Annotated in this window: 30 protein-coding genes; 11 read left to right on the top strand and 19 right to left on the bottom strand. The window is 71.9% G+C overall.

Going from position 1 to position 26012, the window contains the following annotated elements:
* Window positions 1-4: 4 nt before the first annotated feature.
* Window positions 5-220 (bottom strand): hypothetical protein, encoded by a 216-nt coding sequence (locus BLV96_RS27890; protein ID WP_086676886.1) that lies wholly within the window; start codon window positions 218-220, stop codon window positions 5-7.
* A 197-nt stretch (window positions 221-417) separates the two neighbouring features.
* On the opposite strand from BLV96_RS27890, the gene BLV96_RS27885 reads away from it, so the two are divergent.
* Together BLV96_RS27885 and BLV96_RS27880 are read left to right on the top strand one after the other, a co-directional pair.
* Entirely contained in the window at window positions 418-1341 is a 924-nt protein-coding gene (locus BLV96_RS27885) for an ATP-binding cassette domain-containing protein (RefSeq protein WP_091389596.1), read from the top strand.
* A complete protein-coding gene (locus BLV96_RS27880; protein ID WP_091389595.1) occupies window positions 1338-2159 on the top strand; it encodes an ABC transporter permease in 822 nt (273 codons plus the stop codon). The genes BLV96_RS27885 and BLV96_RS27880 overlap by 4 nt, the downstream gene beginning before the upstream one ends.
* Window positions 2160-2422: 263 nt before the next feature.
* Here BLV96_RS27880 and BLV96_RS27875 read toward each other — a convergent pair whose 3' ends face one another.
* The 6 genes from BLV96_RS27875 to BLV96_RS49300 all read right to left on the bottom strand — a co-directional run bounded on the left by BLV96_RS27875 (window position 2423) and on the right by BLV96_RS49300 (window position 7281).
* A complete protein-coding gene (locus BLV96_RS27875; RefSeq protein WP_091389592.1) occupies window positions 2423-3676 on the bottom strand; it encodes a sensor histidine kinase in 1254 nt (417 codons plus the stop codon).
* Between the two features lie 5 nt (window positions 3677-3681).
* Window positions 3682-4329 carry a response regulator gene (locus tag BLV96_RS27870; RefSeq protein ID WP_086684704.1) on the bottom strand — a complete coding sequence of 216 codons (648 nt, stop codon included), beginning with the start codon at window positions 4327-4329 and terminating at the stop codon, window positions 3682-3684.
* A 104-nt stretch (window positions 4330-4433) separates the two neighbouring features.
* Window positions 4434-5327, bottom strand: a complete 894-nt coding sequence (locus BLV96_RS27865) for a TIGR03619 family F420-dependent LLM class oxidoreductase (protein WP_086684698.1) — start codon at window positions 5325-5327, stop codon at window positions 4434-4436.
* A gap of 79 nt (window positions 5328-5406) precedes the next feature.
* Window positions 5407-6174, bottom strand: a complete 768-nt coding sequence (locus BLV96_RS27860) for an SDR family oxidoreductase (protein ID WP_086684695.1) — start codon at window positions 6172-6174, stop codon at window positions 5407-5409.
* Between the two features lie 10 nt (window positions 6175-6184).
* Window positions 6185-7075: an NmrA family NAD(P)-binding protein gene (locus tag BLV96_RS27855; protein WP_086684692.1), complete on the bottom strand. Its 891-nt coding sequence runs from the start codon at window positions 7073-7075 to the stop codon at window positions 6185-6187.
* A 17-nt stretch (window positions 7076-7092) separates the two neighbouring features.
* On the bottom strand, window positions 7093-7281 hold the full coding sequence (locus BLV96_RS49300) for a hypothetical protein (protein WP_143051030.1): 189 nt from the start codon (window positions 7279-7281) through the stop codon (window positions 7093-7095).
* 65 nt (window positions 7282-7346) lie between these two features.
* Between BLV96_RS49300 and BLV96_RS27850 the strand changes: the two genes are divergently transcribed.
* From BLV96_RS27850 to BLV96_RS27830, 5 genes are all read left to right on the top strand, one after another.
* Entirely contained in the window at window positions 7347-7847 is a 501-nt protein-coding gene (locus BLV96_RS27850; RefSeq protein ID WP_086684689.1) for a winged helix-turn-helix transcriptional regulator, read from the top strand.
* A gap of 65 nt (window positions 7848-7912) precedes the next feature.
* Complete coding sequence (locus BLV96_RS27845; protein WP_086684686.1) at window positions 7913-8275, top strand: DoxX family protein; 363 nt, start codon at window positions 7913-7915, stop codon at window positions 8273-8275.
* Entirely contained in the window at window positions 8272-9150 is an 879-nt protein-coding gene (locus BLV96_RS27840; RefSeq protein WP_086684683.1) for an RNA polymerase sigma-70 factor, read from the top strand. The genes BLV96_RS27845 and BLV96_RS27840 overlap by 4 nt, the downstream gene beginning before the upstream one ends.
* A 141-nt stretch (window positions 9151-9291) precedes the next feature.
* Window positions 9292-9747: a hypothetical protein gene (locus BLV96_RS27835; RefSeq protein ID WP_244180518.1), complete on the top strand. Its 456-nt coding sequence runs from the start codon at window positions 9292-9294 to the stop codon at window positions 9745-9747.
* 70 nt (window positions 9748-9817) lie between these two features.
* Complete coding sequence (locus tag BLV96_RS27830; RefSeq protein ID WP_208608336.1) at window positions 9818-12112, top strand: ATP-binding protein; 2295 nt, start codon at window positions 9818-9820, stop codon at window positions 12110-12112.
* Here the strand turns inward: BLV96_RS27830 and BLV96_RS27825 are convergent.
* From BLV96_RS27825 to BLV96_RS27790, 8 genes are all read right to left on the bottom strand, one after another.
* Complete coding sequence (locus BLV96_RS27825; RefSeq protein WP_086680735.1) at window positions 12109-12921, bottom strand: hypothetical protein; 813 nt, start codon at window positions 12919-12921, stop codon at window positions 12109-12111. The two genes, BLV96_RS27830 and BLV96_RS27825, sit on opposite strands and share 4 nt — an antisense overlap.
* Window positions 12918-13547: a hypothetical protein gene (locus BLV96_RS27820; RefSeq protein WP_086680732.1), complete on the bottom strand. Its 630-nt coding sequence runs from the start codon at window positions 13545-13547 to the stop codon at window positions 12918-12920. Before BLV96_RS27820 ends, BLV96_RS27825 begins: the two co-directional genes overlap by 4 nt.
* Before the next feature lie 21 nt (window positions 13548-13568).
* Window positions 13569-14552, bottom strand: a complete 984-nt coding sequence (locus tag BLV96_RS27815) for a hypothetical protein (protein ID WP_244180517.1) — start codon at window positions 14550-14552, stop codon at window positions 13569-13571.
* Between the two features lie 286 nt (window positions 14553-14838).
* On the bottom strand, window positions 14839-15417 hold the full coding sequence (locus BLV96_RS27810) for a GTP-binding protein (protein ID WP_208608335.1): 579 nt from the start codon (window positions 15415-15417) through the stop codon (window positions 14839-14841).
* Window positions 15398-15769, bottom strand: coding sequence for a DUF742 domain-containing protein (locus BLV96_RS27805; RefSeq protein ID WP_086680729.1), 372 nt, complete (start codon window positions 15767-15769; stop codon window positions 15398-15400). Before BLV96_RS27805 ends, BLV96_RS27810 begins: the two co-directional genes overlap by 20 nt.
* On the bottom strand, window positions 15766-16191 hold the full coding sequence (locus BLV96_RS27800) for a roadblock/LC7 domain-containing protein (RefSeq protein WP_086680727.1): 426 nt from the start codon (window positions 16189-16191) through the stop codon (window positions 15766-15768). Before BLV96_RS27800 ends, BLV96_RS27805 begins: the two co-directional genes overlap by 4 nt.
* A 52-nt stretch (window positions 16192-16243) precedes the next feature.
* Window positions 16244-18658 (bottom strand): sensor histidine kinase, encoded by a 2415-nt coding sequence (locus BLV96_RS27795; protein WP_091389589.1) that lies wholly within the window; start codon window positions 18656-18658, stop codon window positions 16244-16246.
* 721 nt (window positions 18659-19379) lie between these two features.
* Complete coding sequence (locus BLV96_RS27790; RefSeq protein ID WP_086679401.1) at window positions 19380-19667, bottom strand: PASTA domain-containing protein; 288 nt, start codon at window positions 19665-19667, stop codon at window positions 19380-19382.
* A gap of 119 nt (window positions 19668-19786) precedes the next feature.
* Between BLV96_RS27790 and BLV96_RS27785 the strand changes: the two genes are divergently transcribed.
* From BLV96_RS27785 to BLV96_RS27770, 4 genes are read left to right on the top strand one after another with little or no spacing between them, the layout of a single operon-like run.
* The gene (locus BLV96_RS27785; protein WP_086679402.1) at window positions 19787-21178 is read left to right on the top strand and encodes a fatty acid desaturase; all 1392 of its coding nucleotides are present in this window, start codon (window positions 19787-19789) and stop codon (window positions 21176-21178) included.
* Window positions 21178-21366, top strand: coding sequence for a ferredoxin (locus BLV96_RS27780; RefSeq protein WP_086679403.1), 189 nt, complete (start codon window positions 21178-21180; stop codon window positions 21364-21366). The genes BLV96_RS27785 and BLV96_RS27780 overlap by 1 nt, the downstream gene beginning before the upstream one ends.
* Window positions 21363-22517, top strand: coding sequence for an NAD(P)/FAD-dependent oxidoreductase (locus tag BLV96_RS27775; protein WP_086679404.1), 1155 nt, complete (start codon window positions 21363-21365; stop codon window positions 22515-22517). Before BLV96_RS27780 ends, BLV96_RS27775 begins: the two co-directional genes overlap by 4 nt.
* A gap of 1 nt (window position 22518) precedes the next feature.
* A complete protein-coding gene (locus BLV96_RS27770) occupies window positions 22519-23145 on the top strand; it encodes a TetR/AcrR family transcriptional regulator (RefSeq protein ID WP_086679405.1) in 627 nt (208 codons plus the stop codon).
* Window position 23146: 1 nt separating this feature from the next.
* Here BLV96_RS27770 and BLV96_RS27765 read toward each other — a convergent pair whose 3' ends face one another.
* Genes BLV96_RS27765 through BLV96_RS27750 form a run of 4 tightly spaced genes read right to left on the bottom strand, consistent with a single transcriptional unit; the run spans window position 23147 to window position 26012 of the window.
* A complete protein-coding gene (locus BLV96_RS27765) occupies window positions 23147-23974 on the bottom strand; it encodes a haloalkane dehalogenase (protein WP_086679406.1) in 828 nt (275 codons plus the stop codon).
* A complete protein-coding gene (locus BLV96_RS27760; RefSeq protein ID WP_086679407.1) occupies window positions 23971-24414 on the bottom strand; it encodes a MarR family winged helix-turn-helix transcriptional regulator in 444 nt (147 codons plus the stop codon). The genes BLV96_RS27765 and BLV96_RS27760 overlap by 4 nt, the downstream gene beginning before the upstream one ends.
* Before the next feature lie 36 nt (window positions 24415-24450).
* Complete coding sequence (locus BLV96_RS27755) at window positions 24451-25644, bottom strand: kynureninase (RefSeq protein WP_086679486.1); 1194 nt, start codon at window positions 25642-25644, stop codon at window positions 24451-24453.
* Window positions 25641-26012 carry a DUF5997 family protein gene (locus BLV96_RS27750; RefSeq protein ID WP_086679408.1) on the bottom strand — a complete coding sequence of 124 codons (372 nt, stop codon included), beginning with the start codon at window positions 26010-26012 and terminating at the stop codon, window positions 25641-25643. Before BLV96_RS27750 ends, BLV96_RS27755 begins: the two co-directional genes overlap by 4 nt.

The raw sequence follows: 26012 nt of genomic DNA, 5'->3' as shown, positions 1-26012 counted from the left end.
GCTTTCAGGAAATGAAGAAGCGACGCCGGCCCGCGGGCGTCGTCTTGCGGGACACCGCGCTGCGGACGAAGAACGCCAAGCCCGCCAGGATGGTCACCGCGCCGCCGATCACGCCGATCGTGTGCTCGCCCGCGTTGAGGATGATGACGATCCCGCCCGCGACCAGGATCAGCCCCATGACGAGGGAAACGAACGGGCGGCCACGGTGTTCTTCGGTCATGGGAACTCCTTCGGAACGGGAAACGGCGAATTGCCGGTGATCGATTCAAACACGGCGCGAACCGCGTTGTGAGTCCTCGAAAGTCGTCATCCGATCATCGAAAGTTGCGGCGGCAAGCCACCTTGGGCCGTAGCACGACGGCCGCGGCAGCCGGTTCACTCGGCCCGGACACCCAGGATCGGATTCGGAGCAGGCGCTTGATCACAGCACGAGACCTCACCAAGCGGTACGGCGAGACGACGGCCGTCCGCGGGCTGTCGTTCGACGTCAAGCCCGGCGTCGTGACCGGTTTCCTCGGCCCCAACGGCGCGGGCAAGTCCACCACCATGCGGATGATCCTCGGCCTGGACGCCCCCAGCGGTGGCTCGGTCACCGTCGACGGGAAGGCCTACCGCGACCTGCCCGCGCCGATGCGCGAGGTCGGCGCGCTGCTCGACGCCAAGGCCGTCCAGGGCGCGCGCACCGCCTACCGGCACCTGCGGTGGGTGGCGCAGGCCGGCGGCATCCCGCGCAAGCGCGTCGAAGAGGTGCTCGGCACCGTCGGGCTCAGCGACGTCGCGGGCAAGAAGGTCGGCACCTTCTCGCTCGGCATGTACCAGCGGCTCGGCATCGCGACGGCGCTGCTCGGCGACCCGCCGACGCTGCTGTTCGACGAGCCCGTCAACGGCCTCGACCCCGAGGGCATCCACTGGATCCGGACGCTGATGCAGGACCTCGCCGCCGAGGGGCGGACGGTCTTCGTGTCCAGCCACCTGATGAACGAGATGGAAGAGACGGCCGGGCACGTCATCGTGATCGGCCGCGGCGAGCTGATCGCCGACACGCCGATCACCGACTTCACCCGGCGCAGCGCGCGCAGCCACGTCCACGTCGTCTCGCCGAGCGCGACCGAATTGGCCGAAACCCTCGAACGCGCGGGCGCCGAGGTGACGAAGCTGGACGACGGCTCGCTCGACGTCGCCGGCCTCGACGCGCCGGAGATCGGCGACCTCGCGCTGGAGCGCCGGTTCGGGCTGCACGAGCTCACGCCGGTCCGCGCCAGTCTCGAGGCCGCGTTCATGGACCTCACCAGGGACAGCGTGCGGTACCGGTCGCACAGCGGAATGGACGGACTGACATGACGACCACTACGGCGTCGAAGACCTCGCCGGGCATCTCGAACACGCTCGCCGCCGAGTGGACCAAGCTGCGGTCGGTCCGGTCGACCTGGATCGTCGTCGTGTTCGCGGCGGTCGTCAGCGTCGGGTTCTCCGTGCTGTTCAGCTTCCTGACCGAGCGGGCCTTCCGGAACCTGCCCACCGGGCAGACGACGGACTTCGACTCGGCGGGCACCGCGATGGTCGGGATGAACCTCGGGCTCATCCTGGTTTCGGTGCTCGGCGTGCTGGCCGTGTCGGGGGAGTACTCGACCGGGATGATGCGCCTGACCCTGGCGATCACGCCGCGCCGCGGCCGGGTCCTGGTCTCGAAGGCGGTGGTCGTCGGGCTGCCGGCGTTCGCGCTCGGCACGGTGTTCGCCGCGGCGGCGTTCTTCACCGGCCAGCTGGTCCTCGGCGGCAACCCGAGCATCCCGACGCTGGGCCTCGGCGGTCCCGGGGTGCTGCGCAGCCTGCTCGGCTGGGGCGCGGAGTTCGCGGCGTTCGCGCTGCTGGCCCTGTCGTTCGGCGTGCTGACGCGCAGCGCGGCGGGCGCGATCGCGACGGCGATCGGCTTCATCTTCGCCCCGGCGATCCTGGGCGCGTTGCTGCCGGCGTGGGTGCAGCGCGACGTCCTGGCGTACTTCCCGGCCTCGGCCGCGGAGCAGCTGAGCACGGCCCAGCTGAAGACGGACTCGGCGACGTACCTGGGTCCGCTGGCCGGCGGTGGGACGCTGCTGACGTGGGTCGCGGTGGCGCTGGTGGTCGCGTTTTCCTTGATGGGCAAGCGCGACTCGGGCTGAGCAGTCTTCTCGCGACGGCGAGAAGGCGGCGGCCGTGCGGGTGGTGCGAGGGGCGGCGGCGCGGGGGAGGCGGCGCGGGCGTGCGGGGGCGGCAGCGCGGGCGGCGTGAGTGGGCGGCGGTGCGGCGGGTGCGAGGGGGGCGGCCGTGCGCGCGGCGCGAGGGGCGACGGTGCGGGCGGGGGAGGGCAGCGGCGCGGGCGGGGTGAGAGCAGCGGCGCCGGCGGTGCGAGGGGGCGGGCGGTGCGGGGACCGCCGCCTGGCCGTCAGCGGTGCGCCGGCTTCTGGCGCGTCTCCGTCGTGGGCACGTAAGCCGGCAAGTCCGCCGCGATCCGGAACCCGCCGTCCGGCGTCGGCCCGGCCCGCAGCGTCCCTCCCACCAGCTCCACCCGGTGCCGCAAACTCGACAGCCCCAGCCCGGACCCGCTCCTCGCCAGCACCTCGTCCGGCGGCCGGCTCGGCCGGGTGTTGCTCACCCGGATGGCGACCCCGTCCGGCCGGTACCGCAGCTTCACCCGGACCTCCGCGCCCGCCGCGTGTTTGCGGGCGTTCGTCAGCGCCTCCTGCACGATCCGGTGGACCGTGCGCGCGATCGTCGGGGACAGCTGCGCGCGCTCGCCCTCGGCGTCCAGCTCCACCGGGATTCCCGCCGACACCGACTCCGCGACCAGCGTGGCCGGGTCCGGCGCCGGCTGCTCCGCCGCGCCCGGGCGAGGACTCGCGGGCACGGCGGCCGTCGTCGTGTTCAGCACTCCGACCAGGTCGCGCAGCTCGTCCAACGCCATCGCGCCGCGGCGGCGGATGTCCTCGGCCGCCTTGCGGACCTCGGGTTCCTGCGAACTGACCCCGAGCGCTCCGGCGTGCAGGACCATCAGGCTGAGCCCGTGGGTGAGCACGTCGTGCATCTCCGCGGCGAGCCGCCTGCGCTCCTCGAACCGGGCCCGCTCGGCCAGCAGGTGCGTCTCGCGTTCGGCCCGCTCGGCGCGGTCGCGCAGTTCCCGCAGCAGCTGCCGGCGCGCGTCCAGGTACAGCACGACGGCCGCGGGCCCGATCGTGCTGAGCAGCCCGACCGGGGTGAGCGTCCAGCTGGGTGCCCACAGCGAGCTGCCGACGACCGCCAGCGCGCCGGTGAACGCGAACGCCACCCGCGGCGGCTCCAGCCGGACCAGGAAGATCACGATGACCGGCGTGATGCGCGGCAGGATCAGCGGGCTGGCCGGGTCCTCCGGGGACAGCAGGCCGGGGGCGAGCGCGCCGGCCAGCACCGTCGCGAGCGTCACCGCCAGCGCGATGCTCGCGACCGTCTTGGGGAACCGCCGCAGCCCGAGCACCGAGACGTCGACGAGCAGCTGCAGCACCAGGTCCGCGCGCGGGCCGGCCCAGCCGGTGGTCGGGTGGCTGTTGAGGCAGATCGCCACGTCGAGACCGCCGAAGACCACTGCCAGGACGAGCAGGGTCGCCAGCACGCGCGTGCCGAAGGGCGGCGTGGTGGGTGACCCGGGAGCGGTGACCTCCGACACCGGCGTCAGCCCGCGAGACCGGCTTCGTGGGCCAGCAGCCCGGCCTGGGTCCGGTTGGCGCAGCCCAGCTTCGTCAGCATCCGCGAGACGTAGCTCTTCACCGTCGCCTCGGACAGGTGCAGCTTGGCCGCGATGGCCGCGTTCGGCATGCCCTCGCCGAGGCACACGAGCATGTCCAGCTCGCGGTCCGTCAAATCCGCCGTGCGCTCGCGGGCTTCCCGCGAACGCTCGTGTTCGCCGGCCGACGCCGACACCATCCGGCGCGCGGCTTCCTTGGACAGCACCGTGTGCCCGTCGGCCGCGACGCGCACCAGGCCGATCAGGTCCTCCGGGGGCGTCGACTTGAGCAGGAACCCCGACGCGCCGGCCCGCAGCGCCTCGAGGACGTGGCTGTCGGTGTCGAACGTCGTGAGCGCGACGAGGGCGGGCGGGTCCGGGAACTCGACGATCCGCTCGATCGCGGTCAGCCCGTCCACGCCGGGCATCCGCAGGTCCATCAGCATGACGTCGGGCCGGAAGCGCCCGGCCGCCTCGACGGCTTCGGCACCGTCCTGGGCCTGGCCGACGATGTCGATGTCACCGGCGGAGGTCAGCACCGTGCGCAGGTGCGCGAGCACCATCGGCTCGTCGTCGACGATCACCAAGCGGATCACGCGGTCGTCTTTCCCCGGGGTGCGCACACCCCGCAGTATCGCATCGACCGGCCCCGCACCGCCCCCGGACGCGGAACCCGCCGGAGCGGGTTCCGCGCCGCGCGTCAGCCCTTGGCGACCAGGTCCAGCACGCGGCCGGTGAGGTCCAGGTGCTCGTCCACGCTGCTCGTCAGGTAGGCCAGGTCGACGAAGGTGTGGTCCGGCTCGAGGATCCCGACGATCTTCGTCACCGACTCGGCGATCTGCTCCGCTTCCGTGCCGGGCGCGGCGTTCACGCGCAGGGCCACGCCGAGCGCCTGCGGGTCGCGGCCGGCCTTCTCGGCGTCGGCCCGCAGCTTGGCCAGGGTGGAGGTGAGCACGTCCGCCGGGAACTGCTCGGGGATCGACCAGACCGGCAGCCAGCCGTCGGCCCGCTCGGCGACCCGGCGCAGCGACCTCTCGCCGAAGCCGGCCAGGTGCACCGGCGGCTTGCGCACCGGCTTGAGGTCGACGTGGGACTCGGCGATGGCGTAGCCGACGCCTTCGTGCGTCACGGTTTCCTTGGTCCACCAGGTCTCGAGCAGGTCGAGCAGGTCGTCCAGCCGCTTGCCGCGCTCGCTCATCGGGATGCCGACGGCCGCGTACTCGTCGGGCGACCAGCCGATGCCGAGACCGGGCAGCAGGCGTCCGTTCGAGGCGACGTCGATGCTGGTCAGCAGCCGGGCGAAGTTCGCCGGCTGGTACTGGGTCGCGTTGATGGTGCTGGAGCCGAGGATCGCCGTCTCGGTCACGGCGGCGGCGACGGCCAGCGCGGTGAACGGGTCCTGGGCGGTGTGGAACTCCTCGGGCATGGTGTCGTAGCCCGGGTAGGGCACGACGGGCGCGACCGGCGAAAGCAGCCGGTCACCGACCCAGAGGCTCGCCGCCCCGGCTCGTTCGGCTTCGCGTGCGTACCGCGCGATCCCGCCCGGTGTGGCCGCTGCCTTGCCGAAGACCGGAAGGCTGAAACCCAAGTGCATGAAATTCTCCCCTGGAGAGCGAACGGACCTTGTGATCCTCCGACCAGTAGTACTCCCGTTTAGTTGCTCGTTCAAGCACTCACCAGTCGATCTTCGCGAACAAGAACGGTTCGTTCTCCGGGGCCTCCTTCCGGGCCCGCAACGCTTTTTCCGCGGGCGCCCCGGCCGGCACGCGCAACGGCGGTTCGGCGTGCTCGATCGTCTCGGCGACCGTGACAGCGACCTCCTCGGGTGTCACGACTTCGCCGCGCAGGGCGGTGAGTTGCTCGTACAGCGGGAGGTACGGGTCTTCGTCGGCGAAGCAGACCTTCGCGCGCTCGGCGCCACCCGAGGAAACCGCGCCGGGCTGGACGATGCTCACGTTGACGCCGAAGTGACGCGTTTCGATGGCGAGCGTCTCGGCGATCGCTTCCAGGGCCCACTTGCTGGCCGCGTACGGGCCGATGATCGGCAGCACGAGCCGGCCTTGGACGCTCGACACGAAAACCAGGTGGCCCGAGCCGCGACCGCGCATCCCGGGGAGGACGGCCTGGGCGACCCGCAACGCGCCCAGCGTGTTGAGCCGGAAGAGCCGGTCGACCTCGTCGAGGGGAACGGTTTCCAGCGGTGCGCGCACGGTTTCGCCGGCGTTGCTGATCAGGACGTCGACCTCGCCGGCGTCCCGGACCGCCTGGTCGACGCTGCCGGAATCGGTGACGTCGAACCGCAGCCGCTGGTCGACGGGCAGGTCGGCGAGCACGCGCGGGTCGCGTGCGGTGGCGATGACCCGGTGGCCGCGGCGGGACAGCTCGAGCGCGATGGCGCGGCCGATGCCCTTGCCCGCACCGGTGATGAGGACGGATGCCATGGTTTTCTTCTCAGGCGACGAAGTAGGGGCCGTTGCCGGCGAAGGAATCCTTGTTCGCGAGCACGAACTGCTCGACCGACAGCGGGGCCACGCCGCCGATCCGCTCGACGATGTCGTTGGTGCCCGCGAAAACGCCGTTCCGGTAGTCGACGGCGACGTTGCCCAGGTGCTGGATCAGGTGTGCCGGCAGCCCGCGCGCGGCCATCGACGTCGAGAACTCTTCGACGCCGATCGGCTCGTAGCGCACCGGGATGCCGAGCGTGCCGGCCATGATTTCGGCGATTTCGTGGTGGTTCAGCTCGACCGGGCCGTGAAGGGAGTAGCTCGCGCCGGCGTGGGGGCCGGGGTCGGCGAGGACCGCGGCGATCACGCGCCCCTGGTCGGCCGCGGCGATCGGCGCGTGCCGGCCGTCGCCGAAGGGGAGGCGCAGCAGGCCTTCGCCGTCGCGCAGTTCCCACCACGACGTGAGCCATTCGGCGAAGAACGTGGGCCGCAGGTGGGTGGTGAGCAGGCCGGTGCGGTCGAAGACGCGTTCGGCGAGCCAGTGCTGCCTCGCGGCGTTGCTGCGGGCTTCGCGGCGAGCCGAGATCTGGGACATGTCCACAATGGAGCGGACGCCGGTTTCCGTTGCCGCCTGGGCGAAGGTGACGGTCGCGTCGAGGAGGCCTTCGCGGATCGGGTAGCAGAAGTAGGCACCGGTGACCCCGTCGAGCGCCGCGGTGACGGCGTCGAGGTCGAGGAGGTCGGCCCGGACGACTTCGGCCCCGGCCGCGGCGAGGGCGCGCGAGCGGTCGTCGTCGCGGCGGACCATGGCGCGGACGCGGTGGCCGCGGGCGAGCAGGTGTCCGACGGCGGCGCCACCGGTCTTGCCGGCCGCGGCGGTCACGAGGAAGAGGGACATCGCAACTCCTTGCGGGATCAGGCCGGAACGCCGACGACGGTGCCGCGCATGAGCCACGTCGGGCCCTCGGCGTAAGCGGCGGCCTCGGCGAAGAACGCGCCGAAGTGCGGGCCTTCGGCGTGGGCGGTGGCGCCGTGGTGGTCCGGCGGGACCGTGAAGGAGACGAGGAACTGGAACACGAGACCTCCCGGTGGCAGTTCGTTCACTGAACTACCGCACCGTAGCACGGCGTAGTTCAATGAACGAACTGCCGACGTGTAGACTCGCTCCCATGGCCCTCCCCAGCACCTACGCGGACCGCAACTGCTCCCTGGCGCGCTCGCTGGAGATCGTCGGGGAGCGGTGGACGCTGCTGATCGTCCGCGACGCGTTCTTCGGCGTGCGCCGGTTCGGGGACTTCGCCGCCCAGCTCGGGATCCCGCGCGCCGTCCTGACCAGCCGGCTGAAGGCCCTCGTGCAGGAGGACGTCCTCGTCCGCGAAAACGCCGAATACCGGCTCACCGAAAAGGGTGTCGCGCTCTGGCCCGTCGTGCGCGCGCTGATGGGCTGGGGTGACGCGTTCTACTCCCCGGACGGGGAAAAGCGCACGACCCGGCACGACGCGGACGGCGGCCGGCTCGACGCGGACGGCCGGTGCGAGGAGTGCGGCGCGGCCGTGCCGGTGCCGGAGATCCGCATCGAGCCCGGCCCGGGGTACCGGCCGCCGGCGGACCCCGATCCGGTGTCGGCCGCGATGAGCGCCCCGCGGCGGCTGCTCGAGCCGGTCGTGTGACCCCCGTCATGCCCTGTCACAGCGACCGGGCACCCGGTGTCTTGAGGCCGACCGAAGGAGACCTCATGAACACCGCACTCTGGATCGCCGCCGCGCTGCTCGCCGTCGTCGCCCTGACCGGGGGCGTCAGCAAGGCGTTCGTGCCCCGGGCCAGGCTCGCCGCCCACCCGGGCGGCGCGTGGACCGGCGAACGCGGCGACGGCTTCGTCAAGACGCTCGGCGTTCTCGAGCTGCTGGCCGCCGCCGGCCTGATCCTGCCCGCGGCGCTCGGGATCGCCCCCGTCCTGGTCCCGGTGACCGCCGCCTGCTGGGTCCTGCTCATGATCGGGGCCATGATCACGCACGCGCGCCACGGCGAGGCGAAGTTCGTCGCGCTGAACCTGGCTTACCTCGCCCTCGCGGCCTTCGTCGCCTGGGGACGCGCGTGAGCGCCACCGAAACCTTCGTCGCCCACCGGAACCTGCTCTTCACCGTCGCCTACGAGATGCTCGGCTCGGCGGCCGACGCGGAGGACGTCCTGCAGGAAACCTGGCTGCGGTGGGCCGACGTCGACCTGGGAGAGGTCCGCGACGAGCGCGCCTACCTGGTCCGCATCACGACGCGGCTGGCGCTCAACCGGCTGCGCACGATGAAGCGCCGCAAAGAGGCCTACGTCGGCCCCTGGCTGCCCGAGCCGCTGCTCACCGCGCCGGACGTCGCCGAGGACGTCGAGCTGGCCGAGAGCGTGTCGATGGCGCTCATGCTGGTGCTCGAGACGCTGGCGCCGACCGAGCGTGCGGTGTTCGTGCTGCGGGAGGTGTTCGAGTTCGGCTACGACGAGATCGCCGCCGCCGTCGGCAAGACCCCGGCCGCGGTCCGCCAGATCGCGCACCGCGCGCGCAAGCACGTCGACGCCCGCCGTCCGCGAGAGACGGTGTCCGCCCGCGAAACCCGCGCGGTGCTGGAGTCGTTCCAGCGCGCGCTGGCCACCCGCGACTTCCAGGGCCTGCTCGACGTGCTCGCCCCCGACGTCGTCCTGCTCAGCGACGGCGGCGGCGTCAAGCAGGCGGCCCTGCGCCCGGTCGCGGGCGCGGACAAGGTGGTCCGCTTCATGTCCGGCGGCATCGGCCGCACGGACGCGGTGCTCACCAGCGGTTTGACGGTGGTCAACGGCAACCCGGGGCTGCTGCTGCGCCTGGACGGCGAGCTCGACGGCGTCATGGCGGTCCGGCTCGACGGCGGCCGGATCACCGGGCTGTACTACGTGCGCAACCCGGAGAAGCTGACCCGCGTCGAGTCGGAGACCCCACTGACCCTGCGGTGAGGGCGCCGGACAGTAGTCCCGCGGGCGCGGCACGTGACCGCCGGGACAGGTATGGGTTCAGGTACTTGTACGGGTGCGCCTGCCGCGTGCCCCGGCGCAAGCTTGACCGGCCCCCGATGACCGCAGGAGGTCGGAAAACCCATGGTGCACGGCCGGTCGCGTCCCCTCCTCCGGGTCGTTCCCCCCGCGAGCGCCCCGGAGCCGCGACCGGCCGGCTCGGGCCCGCGCGACCGCTACGCCGACCTCGACGACCGCCGGCTGGCCGCGATCCTGGCCGCCGAGGACACCGCGGAGGAGCACGGCCTCAGCCCGCACACGCGCAGCACCTGCTACGTCCACCGGTGCTGGGCGCACCAGTGCGTCGGCGACCCGCTGCACGTCCTCGTCGTCACCGGCCACCGGTGGTGCCGCCGCTGCGAGTGCCCGGTCGACGTCGCCGTCGACGAGACCCCGCCCGGCGCGGTGCACCTGTTCTGCCCGCGCTGCGGTCAGGCGGGCTCGGCGGCCAACCGCGAGGTCCGCCAGGCGTGCCGCACGAGCCTCGCCGCGATGCACGGCGGCGACACGCCGACGCTCTACCGCATCCCGGACGCCTGACCCCCGCGAGGTTGCTTCCTCCGAGGGGCTCGCATTGACCGGCCCGCGCGGACGTCCTTACGGTGCTCGGGTGGGCAAGGCCGGCACGACGTGGGGGAAGGGCAACCTGCCCGCCGACACCACGAGCTTCGTAGGACGCAAATCGGACGTTTCCGAGGTCAAGCAGCTGCTGACGCGGGCGCGGCTGGTCACGCTGACCGGGGTCGGCGGGGTCGGCAAGACGCGCCTGGCCGTCCAGACGGCCGCCGGGCTCTCGCGCGCGTTCCCCGACGGCGTCTGGCTGGTCGAGCTCGCCGGGCTGCAGGACCCGGCGCTGGTCGCGCACACCGTGCTCGAGGCGCTGGGCGTCCACGACGAAACCGGCCGGAAGCCGGCGGAAGTGCTCGCCGAGCACCTGCGCGAGCGGCGGCTGCTGGTCGTCCTGGACAACTGCGAACACGTCCTCGACGCGTGCGCGACCCTGGCGCACGACCTGCTGCGGGCCGCGCCGGGCCTGCGGCTGCTCGCGACCAGCCGCGAGCGGCTCGCGCTGGCCGCCGAACACCTCTGGCCCGTGTCCCCGCTGCCGCTGCCCGAACCCGGCCGTCCGCTGGCCGACGGCGCCTGGCTGCGCTACCCGGCGCTGACGCTGTTCGCCGAACGCGCGGCCGCCGTCGACCCCGGGTTCGCCGTCACCGCGGAGAACCAGGAGCGCGTGGCGCAGGTGTGCCGCCTGCTGGCCGGCATCCCGCTGGCGATCGAGCTGGCGGCCGTCCGGCTGCGCGTGCTGACGCTGGCGGAGCTGGAGTCCGGGCTGGCCGACTGCTTCCGGTTGCCCGGGACGGTGAAACGCGGCGGCGAGCCCCGGCACCAGACGCTGCTGGCGGCCGTCGACTGGAGCTTCGCGCTGTGCAGCCCGGCCGAGCGGCGGCTGTGGGCCCGGACGTCGGTGTTCGCCGGCGGCTTCGACCTGCCGGCGGCCGAGCGCGTCTGCGCGGGCGAGGACGTCGCGGCCGGGCTCGCCGGGCTGGTGGAGAAGTCGGTGCTGATCCGCGAAGCGGGACGGTTCCGGCTGCCGGAGCCGTTGCGGCAGTTCGGCCGGGCCAAGCTGACCGAGTCCGGCGAAGCGGCGGAAGCCCTGCGGTCGATGCGGGACCACTACCTCGAACTCGCGGTGTGCGGCGAACGGGCGTGGTTCGGGCCGGAGCAGGCGGAGGTCTTCCGCCGGACGCGGGTGGAGCACGCGAACCTGCGGGCGGCGCTGGACTACAGCCTGACGGTGGCGGGCGAACTCGAAACCGGCCTCCGCCTCGCCTCGACGCTTTGGTACTACTGGGCGGGCTGCGGCGTGTTCGGCGAGGGCCGCCACTGGCTCGACCGCGCGCTCGCGCTGTCGCCCGAACCGGGCGAGTTGCGGGCGAAAGCGTTGTGGGTCAACGGGTACGTGGCGACGCTGCAGGGCGACAACGCGGGCGCGATCGCGATGCTGGAGGAGTGCCACGCGTACGCGCGCCGGGCCGGCGACGACGTCGCGCTGGCGTACGCGACGCACCGGCTCGGCTGCAACCTGCTGGTGGGCGACGACGTCGGCGACGCGAAGGCGCTCTTCGAGGAGGCGCAGGCCCGGTACCGCGCGCTAGGCGAGCTCAACAGCAACGTGATGCTGGCCGGCATCGAGCTGGCGGTCGCGTCGATCTTCCTGGGCGACCTCGACCGCGCGGGCGAGCTGTGCGAAGAGGCGTGCGAGACCGGCACCGCGCACGGCGAGCAGTGGGCCCAGGCGTACGCGATCTTCGTCCAGGCGCTGGTGGCTTTGGGCCGCGGCGAGCACACCCGCGCGGCCGAGCGCGGCCGGCATTGCCTGCGCGTCAAGCGGAAGTTCCACGACCTGCTGGGGATCGTGCTGGCGATCGAGGTCCTGGCGTGGAACGAAGCGGCCCGTGGCCACTGGGAACCGGCGGCGACGATGCTGGGGTCGGCCCAGCCGATCTGGCAGGCGGTCGGCTTCCCGATGTTCGGCTCGAGGTACTTCGGCGCCCCGCACGGGGAGTGCGAGACGGCGGTCCGCCGCGCGCTGGGCGAGGGCTCGTTCGCGGCGGCGTTCCGGCGCGGCCGCGAATTCGGCCTGGAGGAAGCGATCGCGTACGCCCTGGGGGACGCGACGCCGTCCCCGGCGCCGGGCCCGTCGACGGTGACACCGTTGACGGACCGCGAGCGCGAGGTCGTGGTGCTGATCGCGGACGGCCGGTCGAACCAGGAGATCGCGGACAAGCTGGTGATTTCCCGGCGGACGGCGGAGGGGCACGTGAACCGGATCCTGCGCAAGCTGGGGTTCGACTCGCGCAGCCAGATCGCCGCCTGGGCGGCCCGCGTCTCGCGGCTTTAGCCCGCTGCGAGTCGCGTGTCCCAATCGGCGAACGCGGACACCAGGTCCTCCGGCGCACCGGTGTCCTTCAGCCGCCGCAGCTGGTCCTCGATGTAGTACCGGTACAGCGGGACCAGCCCCGCCGCCAGCTCCGGCCGCAGCTCGTCCGCGTCCAGCGGGTGCCCCTCCCGGACCCGCAACGCCAGCCGCACCAACGACTTCGCCGGGGCGTCCGCCTGGGACAGGTACCACTCGATCGCCTCGTCGTTGTTCGCCGCGCGGCCCGTGGCCAACGTCCCCGAGTACAGGAACCGGACCGGGAACAGCACCGCCTTCGTGAACCACACCGTGTCCACCAGGAGCCGGCGCGGCGAACGGAACTCCGCCGTCACCTCGGGGGTCGCCAGGACCGCGATCGCGAAGGAAGCGCTCTCCAGCAACAGCTCCGGCGCCGCCGGGCGGGCGATCTCAGCCAGGACGTCCGAACCCAGCAGGACGACACCGTGGTCGGCCAGCTGCAGGCGGTCCAGCGCCGGGAACCGCCCGTCGTCGCGGCCTTCGCGCAACGCCGGCAGCGACGCCCAGAACACCGAAAGCTTGCGGTGCAACGGACTCCGCTCCTGCAGCGCCGTCGTCGTGTCCGCGATCGACACCCCTTCGGCGTCGGTCAGGACCAGCGCCACGTCGATGTCGCTCGCCGCCGGGGCGTAGCCGCCGTAGGACAGGCTGCCCAGCAGGTACGCGCCGATCAGGCGCTCTCCCAAGGCTTCCCGGTACGCGCGGGCGGCTTCGGCGGCGACTTCGCGAGCGGCCGCTTCGGGGTTCGTCATGCGGCCACCGTATCGCGGCGGGCGCACTCGGCGATGCGGTCGGAGACGACGCCGATCACCTGCCACGCGCGGTCGAGCACCGTGACGACGTCGTCCACCGACCAGTCGCTGCGCCGGCGCAGCAGCTCGTAGCCCATCTCGAGGTGCTCGACGTCGGCTTCGTCGTGCAGGTCGAAGTATTCGTCCTGGGGGAACGCCCGCGTGCCCGCCTGGCTGAACACCAGGCTGCCCGCTTCGAGGGCCAGGTGCGCCAGCACCGCGCGCTGCACGCCGGGCAGGATCCCGAACTGGTCGACGAACCACGACGCGCCCGCCTCGATCACCGGGTCCCAGACCAGCTGGCGGTCCTCCGCGCGGCTGCGGGCGAGGATCTTGTCGTGCCCGATCTCCTCTTCCTGGTGCTCCAGGGCGAGTGCGCGCAGCTCCGGGTCGCTCTCGAACGTGACGCGGGCGCTGATCATCCGCTGGAAGGCGTTCGACCACGGCTGCAGGTAGGTGAGCACGGCCTTCTTGGTGTCGTCGCTGGTGCCGGTGTCGGTCAGCAGCCGGATCAGGGCCGACCCTTCGTACTCCCGCTGCCGCTGCTCGTTGTGCCGGGCCACGCGCTCGACGTCCTGCTGGGTCACGATCGGCTCCTTACCGTGGTGCTACGGGAGATCATCTTTCCTGGCTCGCCAATCAAGATCAACAGGCGCCGGCGACCGGTCGTACACCGGGAACCGGAAGTACGTGGTGACGTCGCCGCGGCGGCCCGCTGTGCGGTAGCTCACCAGCTCGAGGATCCGCGTCCGGGCCAGTGGTCCCGGCGCCAGCGCGGCGGTGAGGAGGCGGAACCGGCCGGGGTCGACGCCTTCGCGGTGCAGCAGCGCGGCGGTCCGTTCGACCGCTTCTTCGTCACTGGCAGCGAGATCCGGCAGGCGCAGGTAGGTCGTGGACTCGGCCGCGCGGTCCAGTCCGGACCGGAACGCCAGGCAGCTCAACGCCGCCTCACCAGCGTCTTCCCGGTCGCCGGCCAGGGTTTGGTACGCGACGCGCGCGTCTTCGGCGTCGTGGCTCAGCGCCACCGAAGCGACGCGGTTGACTTCGGCGAGGCCGGCGTCGTGGTTGCGGTAGTAGACCTTGACCCGCGCCTCGGCCTCGTCGGCCAGGTCCACCGCGAAGAACTCGATTTCCCGGTGACCGTCGACGGTTTCGACCCGGCGGCGCGCGTCGTCCCACGCGCGGGCCATGCCGAGCCGGTCCATCGCCTCGGCGACCGCGAGCTCGCGGTGCGCGTGCGGCCACGGGTAGAGCCCGAAGTAGGTCTTGTGGACGATCCGCGACGGCGGCCGCCAGGCGATCGAGTGCCACAGGGGAGCGGGCGAGGGCCGGCCGCCGCGCACGGTGAACGTCTCGTGCACCCTTTGCAGCCTGCGGAAACCGCTCTCCGGCGGCGGCGCGACGTCGTGCCCGAGCCCGTCGAAGAGCACCCGCAGTTCCGGGTTCGGCCCGGACCAGTTCACCGACATCTCGGCGGGGAACCCGTCGTCCGCCACATAGGACGGCTGGGCCGGCGTGGTGCCGATCCGTTCGTGCGCCCACGGCGGCAGCAGGGAGCGCAGCATCCGCGTGGTCCGGACGGACTGCTCCACCGGAACCTCGAGAGCTTCACACGCGGTAGACCAAAGCCCGCACAGAAAGTCACCGAAGAGACGACCCTGTGCCGGGTAGTTTTCCCTTATATATTCAGGAAACTCCGGTTCACGACTCGTCACGACCGGATGCTATCAGTTTGATGCTTGCTCAACTAAAAAGCTGCACCCGGGTGGTCGAACCAATTGGGCCATGTGGGTTTGCCGGTGTCCGACGTGGACACGCTCGGACACATCGGACACCGGCACGGTCCGAGGCGGACAGGGACCGGACAAACCGCAGGTCTCAGACCGGCGCGGGCACGATCGTCATGGCGTGCTTGACCAACCGGATCAGCGCGAGCTTGCTCGAGTCCCTGTCACGCGCGTCACACATGACGATCGGCACCCGATCCGGGACGACGAGGGCCTCGCGGATCTCGTCCGCGGTGTAGCGCGGCGCGTTGTCGAAGCAGTTCACGGCGACGACGAACGGGATCTTCCGGCGCTCGAAGAAGTCGATCGCGGCGAAGCTGGTCTCCAGGCGCCGGGTGTCGACGAGCACGATCGTCCCGATCGCCCCGCGCGCGAGGTCGTCCCACATGAACCAGAAGCGCGCCTGGCCCGGCGTGCCGAACAGGTACAGCACGTGCCGCGGCGAGATCGTGATCCGGCCGAAGTCGAGCGCGACCGTCGTCGTGGTCTTGCGCTCCACGCCGGACAGGTCGTCCACCCCGGCGCTCGCCTCGGTGAGCACCTCCTCGGTCGTCAGCGGCGGAATCTCGCTGACCGAACCGACCATGGTGGTCTTCCCGGCGCCGAAGCCGCCGGCGATGATGATCTTGACCGGCGTGGGGACCAGTTCGTCAGTACTTGATGAGGCCATCGAGAACCGCCTGGAGTGTTTCGAGGTCCGGCGACTGCGCCGGGTGGTGGGCAGGGGAGCGCGTGATGACGAGGCCGCGTTCGATGAGGTCCCCGACGAGCACGCGCACGACCCCCAGCGGGATCTTCACGTAGACCGCGATCTCGGCCACCGACACCGGGTGCCGGCACAGCTGCACGATCGCCTGGTGCTCCGGGCCGAGCCCGGCGGGCTCCTGCTCCGAGCGCAGGGTCATGACCTGCGTGGACAGGTCCAGCCGCGCGTTGTCCGCCGGCGTCCGGCCGCTGGTGATCGTGTACGGCCGGACGAGCGGCCCGGCGGCCTCGTCGTACCAGCTCTCGTCCCCGCTCATGTGGCCTCCCGCAGGATCTGCGCCGCTTCGCGCGGCGCCGACACCATGTAGTCGCCGACCCGCTTGACCAGGCGGCTCATCTCGTACGCGATCATTTCGACGTCGACGTTGTCCGCGGCCAGCACGGCGAGGCACGCGCCCTGGCCGGCGGCCGAGACGAACAGGTAGCCGCGCTCCATCTCGATCATGTTCTGCAGCACCGGGCCGCGGTTGAACTGCTTGCTCACCCCCTTGGCCAGGCTCTGCAGGCTGGAGGCGATGGCCGACAGCTGGTCGGAGTCGTCCTTGCCCATGCCGGCCGACTTGCCGATCAGCAGCCCGTCGGCGGACAGCACGATGGCGTTCTGCGCGCCGACCACGCGGCTGACCACGTCGTCGAGCAGCCAGTTGAGATCGGGTTTGGGGTTCCCGTACTCGTTCATGCGTCAGAGACCTTGACTTTCCTCTGTGGACATTCGAAATGCTGTCGCGGACTTACGCATCGTCCGACCCGACCCGGCCCCGGCGAGTGCCCTTGTGGAACGCGGCGAGGGTCCGCGCGGTCCCCTCGCCGGGCGCGACGACGTCGTCGTCGCCTTCGTCGGGTTCGTTTTCGAGCTGGGCGACGAGGTTCTGCTGGGGCTCGCGCCGGGGCAGCCGGGGCCGGTCGTCGGCCGTCGGGGGCGGCGTCGCGGGCGTCTCGGCGGCCGCCGGCGGCTCCGCGACCGCCGGCGCCGCGGCGGGCACGGCGGGCAGCGGGTCGGGCGGGGTGAGCGCGCGAGCCGGGTACGGCCTCGGCTTGGCCTCTCGCTTCATCGGGATCTGGCCGCTGAACGAGCTGGGCGTGTCCATGGAACCTGGTGAGCTTTCTGCTGCCTGCGGCGCGGGTGCGCCCACCGGGGCCAGGACCGCGGTGGTCTCCGCCGGGGAGGAGCCGGGCTCTTCGGGGACGTTCCCCTGCTGGCCGGCCAGGTGCTGGGTCGGGATGAGCACGGTGGCCCGGAGACCGCCGTAGCGCGACGGGTCGAACGTGACGGTCATGCCGAGCTTCGACGCCAGCCGCGCGACCACGAAGAGGCCGAGGCTGGAGTCGGCCCGCAGCGCCATCGCGTCGAACTCGGGCGCCTCGGCCATCATCGAGTTGGCCCACTCGCGGACGCCGTCCTTCATGCCGAGCCCCTGGTCCGACACGTCGACGACGACCCCGCGCGCGACCGCGCGGCTGGTCACCTCGACCGGCGACCCGGGCGGCGAGAACGACGTCGCGTTGTCGACCAGCTCGGCGACCAGGTGGATCGTGTCGGCCACCGCGGCGCCGAGGATCGCGACGTCGGGCACCTGCTCGACCTGGACCCGGGCGTACTGCTCGGTTTCCGAGACGGCCGCGCGCAGGACCTCCATCAGCGCCACCGGCTTGCGCCAGCGGCGGCCCGGCTGCTTGCCGCCGAGGATGATCAGGTTCTCGGTGGTGCGGCGGGCGCGGGCGGCGAGGTGGTCGAGCTGGAACAGCGCGGCCAGCTGCGTCGAGTTGTCCTCGCGGGCTTCCATCTCGTCGAGGATCTGCAGCTGCTGGTGCACCAGGACCTGGTTGCGGTGGGCGATGCCGAGGAACACGTTGTGCACGCCGCTGCGGGCCTTCGCCTCGCTCGCCGCGGCGTTGACCGCGGTCAGCTGGGCGGTGTTGAACGCCTCGGCCACCTGCCCGATCTCGTCGCGGCCGTGGTCGAGCTGCGGGAGCTCTTCCTTCAGGTCCACGGGTTCGCCGTTCTTCAGCCGCTCCACGATGTTCGGCAGCCGGTTGCGGGCGAGGTCGAGCGAGTCGTTGCGCAGCCGCGCGAGGCGCGTCATCAGGGCGCGGTCGACGAGCGAGCGCGACACCCGCACCGCGACGATGATCGCCGCCAGCGACGCGAGCAGCGCCAGGATGCTGCCGATGATGACGTTGCGCAACTGGGCGTCCCCGGCGTCGATCGCCGCCGCGGAAACCTTGTCCGCCTGGGTGATCGCGAGGTCGTTGAGGCCCTGGGCGACCTGGGTGGTCGCGTTCAGCCAGTCCGTTTCGGACACCGGCACGGTGTTCTGCTCGCTCGGCGACCACGGGCCGTGCTTGACGATCGCCTGCTCGGCGGTGGCCAGCTGCTGCCAGGCGGCGCTCTTGGTCAGCGTCTGGTACTTGTCGCGGACGCTCGCGTCGAGGAACGGCTCGATCTGCGTCAGCTGCGTCCGGTAGGTCCCGGACAGCTGCGCGAACTGGGCGAAGTCGTCGGGGGCGAAGGTGCCGGCCGAGAAGGCCGTCGAGACGAGCGAGGTCTCGCGAGACATGGCGTCACCGGCGCGGAACACCGAGGTCGCCGTGATGCCGCCGGTCGCCGCTTCGGCGTCGGGCACGACGCGGGCCTGGGTGTCGAAGAGGTTGGACGCGGTGTCCATGACGCCGTTGTAGTAGCCGTTGACCTGCGCGCGGTCGATGCTGCGGAAGGAGATCTGCGAGCGCAGCACGGGCAGCTGGTCGAACTGGGACTTCAGCGCGTTGACCTTGGCCGCGATCTCGTCCGGCGCGTTGGAGATGGTCGCGGCGAACGCGTCCTTCAGGGCGCCGAGCTTTTCGTCGGTGGCCTTCTGCTGCTGCTGGAGCCGGCCCGGGCCGAGCGCGGGGTCGTCGAGGTACTGCAGCGCGGTCTGGCGTTCCTTCTGGAACTCGGCGAGCGCGGAGGCGGCGGGGATGGACACCTCGCGCACCGACGCCGCGACCAGCCGGACGTAAACGCCGTTGAAGAGGAAGTAGGAGGAGACCGCGATCCACAGCACCAGCAGGGTGACGCTGGGAATGAGAACGGTCCTGGTCAGCCTTTTGCGGATCGACTTGTCGTACGGCTTGTCCGACTCGTCTTGGACGTCTTTGTTCTGCACGGCGCTTCACGAACTCCTGAGTGACGGTCGGCGAAAACTCCGGACCCGGACGAGGAAGCGGACACGACGATGGGACACAGCTGCCGCCGTCACCCGTCTTCGCCTCACCCTCCGTGTTGCCGCGGAATCGATCAGGGTCCGTTTTTTACCACGAACGAGGAGGGGGCGGTGGGGCTGACCCGGCGTCCGGACGGTTGTCCGCCGAGCGGCGAACGGTGTTTACCGAACGCGTCCGGTTGATTACCCGCATTTCCTCTGGTAACGGCGCCGGCGTGGAATTCGGCCTCTTGCACGCTGGGCCGAACGGGTGAAAGTGAATTCGTCCGGTCCGCCGCGCCGGGGTGCTCGCGGGGCGGGAAAAACGGGCAGGGCGAGTGCCTTCGCGTGCCCCTCACGGGCGACGCTCGGTCACCGGCCGACGAAGATGATCTTCGTCACCAACGGTGGTCGCGGGCTGGAAATCTCGGCGGTCGTGGCAAAAGCGTGGGGCCGGGTGGGGGGTGCCGGTGTCCCGAGTGCGGCGCGGTGCTGGCGGCCGGGTTGACGTACGACGGCTTCGAGCTGTGCGGTTGGGCGCGAACCCCGGTTCCGGCCGCGCGAGTCGGCGAGGGTGCGGGTCCGGCGCCGGCCGGCCGCGCGCTCGGGTGTGCCGGAGGCGGAAGCGCCGGCGGCTCGGGATCCGCACGATCTTCTCGGCTGAGAGAGGGCTGCGAACTCGGGCTCAGCCGGGCTCGCCGAATCCCACGTCCTCGCGCCTCTCCGGCAACGGCCGCCGGGGTTCGCGGACTCCGCTCGGGTCGCCGCCTCCGCTGACCCACACCGTCACCGTCGCCCATCGGTTCACCCGCGCGCCCGCGGCGGGCAGCTGGGCCACGACCAGGCCGTTCATCAAGGGGTGCGGGCTGTCGGGATCGGGTCCCTGCAACAGCAATCCCGCGTCGTGGCCGGACAGCCACGCGTCGAGTGCCTGCCGTCCCCGGAAGTTCGGCACCACGACCAGTTCGTCCACTGCTCCTCACCCGCTCTCCAGCCTACCGAGCCGCGCAAGATTTACATAAGACGAGCTATTGTCAAGCACGATGGACATCGCCTAAAGTCGTGTAAACCCAGCCAACGGAGGAGGGTGTCATGACCGCAACCGTGCCCGCGGGGTCCACCGAGCGCTGGCGCGACCGCAAGCGCTACCTGTGGCTGATCGGCCTGGTCGTCCCCTCCCTGGCGTTCCTCGCCATCGGCCTGCACGCCGCCACCGGCTGGGGTGTCTGGTTCTGGATCGGGCCGGTCGTGATCCTCGTGGTCGTGCCGCTGATCGACCTCGGTGCCGGGCTGGACCGCAGCAACCCGCCCGACGACGTCCTCGAACGGCTGGAGAAGGACCGCTACTACCGCTGGATCACCTTCGCCTTCCTGCCGATCCAGTACCTGGGCTTCGTCGCCGCGTTCTGGCTCGTCGCCCACGGGAACCTCACCGTCGCCGACAAGATCGGGCTCGCGATCTCCATCGGCTGCATCGGCGGGATCGGCATCAACACCGCACACGAATTGGGCCACAAGAAGGAGAGCCACGAGCGCTGGCTGTCGAAGATCGCGCTGGCGCAAAGCTTCTACGGCCACTTCTACATCGAGCACAACCGCGGCCACCACGTCCGCGTCGCGACGCCGGAGGACCCGGCGAGCAGCCGCGTCGGCGAGAGCTTCTACCGCTTCTGGCCGCGCACGGTCTTCGGCTCGCTGAAGTCCGCGTGGCGCCTGGAGCGCAAGCGCTACGCCCGCCGCGACAAGCACCCCTACCGCATCGGCAACGACGTCCTCAACGCCTGGCTGATGTCCCTGGTCCTCTGGGGCGCGATGGTCGCGTGGCTCGGCGTCGGCGTCCTGCCCTACCTGGTGATCCAGGCCGTCGTCGGGTTCTCGCTGCTGGAGGTCGTCAACTACATGGAGCACTACGGCATGCGGCGCCAGCGCGTCGGCGCCGAAGGCAAGCGCCGCTACGAGCGCGTGGATCCCAGCCACAGCTGGAACTCCAACAACATCGCCACGAACGTCCTGCTCTACCACCTGCAGCGGCACAGCGACCACCACGCCAACCCGACTCGGCGCTACCAGACGCTGCGGGACTTCGCCGAGTCGCCGGTGCTGCCCACCGGGTACGCCGGGATGATCGTGCTCGCGCTGGTCCCGCCGGTGTGGCGCCGGGTGATGGACCCGCGCGTGCTCGCCCACTTCGACGGCGACATCTCGCGCGCGAACATCCAGCCGTCGAAGCGCGAGAAAATCCTTGCGCGGTACGGAACCCGCGTCACGGCCGTCGTGCCGGAGCACGCCGACACCCGCGGCGACGCCACCGAAGGCGGCATGTGCCCGGGCTGCGGGTACGTCTACGACGAAAAACTCGGCGATCCGCGTGAGGGCTTCCCGGCCGGCACGCCGTGGTCGGCGATCCCGGATTCCTGGTGCTGCCCCGACTGCGGTGTGCGCGAGAAGGTCGACTTCGTCGCGCCGGGCCGGGTGGGTGCGTGATGCGGATCGACGCGGACCGCGGGAAGTGCGACGGCCTCGGCATGTGCGAGGCGATGGCGCCCGACTTCTTCGAAGTGGGCGACGACGGCACGGTCGTCGTGCTCGACGAGCGGCCCGGCGAAGAGCACCGCCAGGACGTCGCCGCGGCGGTGGACGCCTGCCCGGTTCTCGCGCTGAAGCTGACATGAGCCTCGTCGTCGTGGGTGCCTCGCTGGCCGGCTTGCGCGCGGTGGAGTCCGCGCGCCGCACCGGCTACCGCGGCCGGATCGTCCTCGTCGGCGCCGAGGAGCACCTGCCCTACGACCGGCCGCCACTGTCGAAGGCGTTCCTCGACGCCGATGGCCCGCGCCGCGTCGAGCCGTTCCACGCGGAAACGGTGCTGCGGGCCGAACTCGGCGTCGAATTGATGCTGGGTGCGCCGGCGGAGAGTCTCGATACCGACGCGCGTGAAGTGACGGTCGCCGGGACGCCCGTGCGCTACGACGCCCTGGTCATCGCCACCGGCGCGACCGCGCGCACCCTCCCCGGCGCACGCACGCTGCGCACCGCCGAAGACGCCGTCGCGGTACGCGCCGCACTCGACGCCGGCGCGCGCACGGTCGTGATCGGCGCCGGGTTCATCGGTTCGGAAGTGGCGTCGGCGGCCCGCAAGCGCGGCCTGCCGGTGACGATCGTGGAGGCCTCGGCCGTCCCGCTCGCCCGCGCGGTGGGGGAGCCGGCCGGGGCGGAACTGGCCGCGTTGCACCACGCGGCCGGCACCGAGCTGCGGCTCGCCACCGAGGTCACCGGCGTGACCGAGGACGGCGTGCACCTGGCGGGCGGCGAAGTCCTGCCCGCGGACCTCGTCGTCGCCGGCATCGGCGCGGTGCCGGCCACCGGTTGGCTCGAAGGCAGCGGGCTGACGCTGCACGAGCGCGACCGCGGTGTCGTGTGCGACGCGACGCTGGCGGCGGGCCCGCCGGGTGTCTACGCGGCGGGCGACGTCGCGCACGTGCCGAACCCGCTGTTCGACGGCCTCGAACTGCGGCTCGAGCACTGGACGAACGCGGCCGAGCAGGGTGCGGCCGCCGCGCGGCACGCGCTCGACCCCCGATCGGCCCGCCCGCTCGAAGCCGTGCCGTACTTCTGGTCCGACTGGTACGGCCGGCGCATCCAGTTCGTCGGCACCCCGCACGCCGACGAGGTGGTGGCCACGGGCGGGGTGACGCTCTACCGCCGCGGCGACCGGATCGCCGGCGCGCTCACCGTCGACCGCCCGCGCGAGATCATGAAGTACCGCCGTCGCATCGCGGGCCGGGCGCCGTGGGCGGAGGCGCTGGTCTTCGCGGGCGCCGCCTAGAATGGCGATCATGAGTGCGGCACTTCCGGCGGCGCCCGAGGGTGGTCAGCACCGGCAGCCGATCATCACCGCGGCGATCGAGCTGACCGCGCGGTCGGGCTGGCAGGCGGTCACGATGGCCCGGCTGGCCGAGGTCGTCGGCGTCAGCCGGCAGACGGTCTACAACGAGATCGGCTCGAAGGCGGCGCTGGCCGAAGCGATGGTCACGCACGAGCTGGCCCGGTTCCTGTCGGTCGTCGCGGCGGCGTTCGACCGCCACGAGGACGACCTGGTCGAGGCCATCTACGACGCCGTCCGCGCGGTCCTGGAGCTCGCCGACGACAACACGCTGCTGCGCGCGATCGCGTCCGCGACCCACGGCACGGCGTCCGAACTGCTGCCGCTGCTCACGACGGAGGCGGGCACGCTGCTGACGCAGGCGAAGGTGATGCTGACCGCCCGCGTGACGGCCTACGACCTGCCGTTCACCCCCGAGCAGCTCGGCGTGGTGATCGACATCGTGGTCCGCACGGTCCTGAGCCACGTGATGCAGCCGTCGGACACCCCGGCCCGCACCGCGGACTCGCTGGCGTGGGTCGCGGCGCGCGTCCTCGGCGTCGATGCGACCCCGCCGCTGCGGCACCGCTGACTCACCGGAGGCCGTGGCGGTCCAGCCAGGCGGAGATCTCACCGGCGATCTCCTTCGGCCGGTCCTCCTGGGCGTGGTGCCCGGCTTCGCCGCACGCGACGACGTCGAGCGCGGCGATGTGCTCCCGGCACCACTGCGCCACCTTCTCCCCGATGAGCAGCGTGGGGGAGCCTTCGAACGTCATCAGCAGCTTCGGCGTCCCGGTGCTGCCGGCCAGCCACTCGTCGTAGGCCTCGACGCGCGCGACGACCTCGGCCGGCTCGCCGCCGAGAGGCAGCTGCCGCGCCCACGCGAGGACCGGGCGGCGGCTTTCCGGCGTCGGGAACGGCGCGAGGTACGGCTCGAGGTCCGCCACCGGCGTGCGGACGCCGCCGGTGAACGCCTGCCGCACGAACAGGTTCTCTTCCAGCACCATTTGCTCGCCGACGCCGGGGGTGCGGATCTTGCGCGTGCGTTCCGCGGCCTGCGGCGACACGTCGTCCCAGGCCATCGGCTTGACGATCGTCTCGAAGAACGCCACGCCCCGGACGCGGCCCGGGTGCCGGGCGGCGAAGTCGAAGGCGAGCGCGCCACCCCAGTCGTGCCCGACGAGGACGACGTCGTCGAGGCCGAGCGCGTCGAACCAGGCGTCGAGGTGGCCGGCGTGGTCGGCGAAGGAGTACGCGATGTCCGGCTTGGGGGACCGGCCCATGCCGATGAGGTCGGGAGCGAGCAGCCGGCCGCCGCCGACGTGCGGCAGGACGTGGCGCCAGCCGTGCGACGAACCGGGGTTGCCGTGCAGGAAGACGATCGGGGTGCCGTCGCCGGATTCTTCGTGGTGCAGCGTCATTTCTCGTCCTTCAGCGGGGTGTCGAGGAGGAGCGTGAGTTCGCGGCTCAGGGCCGCGGTGCGGTCACCGGCCCGGCCGCCGAGCGGGGCGAGGAGGCGGTCGAGCAGCTCGGCGACGGTGGCGATCGCCGGCTCGACGACTTCGCGGCCGCGTGGGGTGAGGCTCAGCCGGATCGTGCGGGTGTCCGCCGGGTCGCGGGTGCGCTCGATCAGGCCATCGGCGTCCAGGGAGCGCGCGAGCTTGGAGGTGTAGAGCGCTTCCAGCCCGGTCTCGTCAGCGAGTTCCCGCTGGCTGGGGGTGTTTCCGGCGCGTTCCAGGCCGAAGAGGGAGGACAGGAAGACGTACTGCGCGTGCGTGAGGCCCGCGGGGGCCAACGCGCGGTCGACCGCCACGCGCCACTTCATCGACAGCCGCCAGATGAGGTGCCCGGGAGTGCTCATGCCAAATACTGTACATGGCTATTAAGTACATGGCTACTATCCGGCGAGTTCGCGGATCCGTTCCATGGCCGCGCGGACCTCGGTGAACCCCGTCGTCAGCGGGCTCAACCCGATGCGGATGCCGTCCGGACGGCGGAAGTCGATGAGCACCCCGTTGTCGATCAGCACGCGCGACAGCCGTTCCGCGTCCGGGTGCCGCAGGGTGACGTGCCCGCCCCGCCGCGCGTCCTCCCGCGGCGAGGCCACGGTGAACCCGAGCGGCACGAGCCACTCGTCGGCGAGGTCGAGCACCCAGCGCCCGAGCGCGACCGCCTTCGCGCGCACCCGCTCGATCCCTGCCTCGGCCAGCAGCGCCACGCCCTCCTGGACGCCCACCATGCCGAGCACCGGCGGCGTGCCGGACAGCGCGCGGCGGATGCCGGGCGCGGGCACGTACCGCTCGGCCATCCCGAACGTGTCGGCCGCGCCCATCCAGCCGGTGATCGGCTGCCCGAACGCCTCGTGGTGACGCGCGTTGACGTAGAGGAACGCGGGAGCGCCGGGGCCGGCGTTGAGGAACTTGTACGTGCAGCCGACGGCGAAGTCGGCGCCGTCGGCGTCCAGCGCCACCGGGATCGAGCCGACGCTGTGGCAGAGGTCCCAGACCGTCAGGCCGCCGCGCTCGTGCACCACCCGCGTGATCCCGGCGAGGTCGGCGATCGCGGCCGAGCGGTAGTCCACATGGGACAGTACGACGGCCGCCGTGCGCGGGCCGGCGACCGCGGCGACGTCGTCCGGGCCCTCGATCCACCGGACCGTGAGGCCGAGTTCGGCGCCGACGCTGTCGACCAGGAACCGGTCGGTGGGGAAGTTCGCGGTGTCGGTGACGAGCTCGTCGCGCCCGGGTCGCAGCGCGACGGCCGCCCGGAGCACCTTGTACAGGCACACGGACGTCGAGTCGGCGACGATCGTCTGCCCGGGCGCGGCCCCGAGGGCGACGCGGCCCAGCTCGTCCCCGATCCGCTCGGGCAGCTCCAGCCAGCGCTCTTCCCACGACCGGATGAGCCGCGCGCCCCACTGCTCGGCGACGACTTCCCGAAGGCGGTCGGCGGTGGCGCGCAGCGGGCGGCCGAGGGAGTTCCCGTCGAGGTAGGCGACGACGCTCTCGTCGGTGATCGGGACGAACCGGTCCCGGAACGCGGCCAGCTCGTCTTCGGCGTCGAGGCGCGCGGCTTCTTCGGGCGTGGTCAGCGGTTCTTCTCCTTGACGCGCTCGGTTTCCTTGCGCACCTCGGCCTGGGTGGCGCGTTCGCGCACCAGCCAGTCGGGGTTCTCGGTCTTGAGCGCGTCGATCTGCTCGGTGGTGAGCGCGTCGGTGATCCCGCCGCGGGTGAGGCCGCCGATGGAGATGCCCAGCTTCGCCGCGACGACCGGCCGCGGGTGCGGGCCGGTGCGGCGCAGCTCGCGCAGCCACTCCGGCGGTTCGGCCTGCAGCGCGTTCAGCTCGTCGCGCGAGACGACGCCCTCCTGGAACTCCGGGGGCGTGGCTTCGAGGTACACACCCAGCTTCTTCGCCGCCGTCGCGGGCTTCATCGTCTGGGCGGTCTTGTGCGACGTCAT

It is taken from the genome of Amycolatopsis pretoriensis, assembly GCF_900107925.1.
Lineage (GTDB): Bacteria > Actinomycetota > Actinomycetes > Mycobacteriales > Pseudonocardiaceae > Amycolatopsis > Amycolatopsis pretoriensis.
This window is presented reverse-complemented; position numbering and strand designations above follow the sequence as displayed.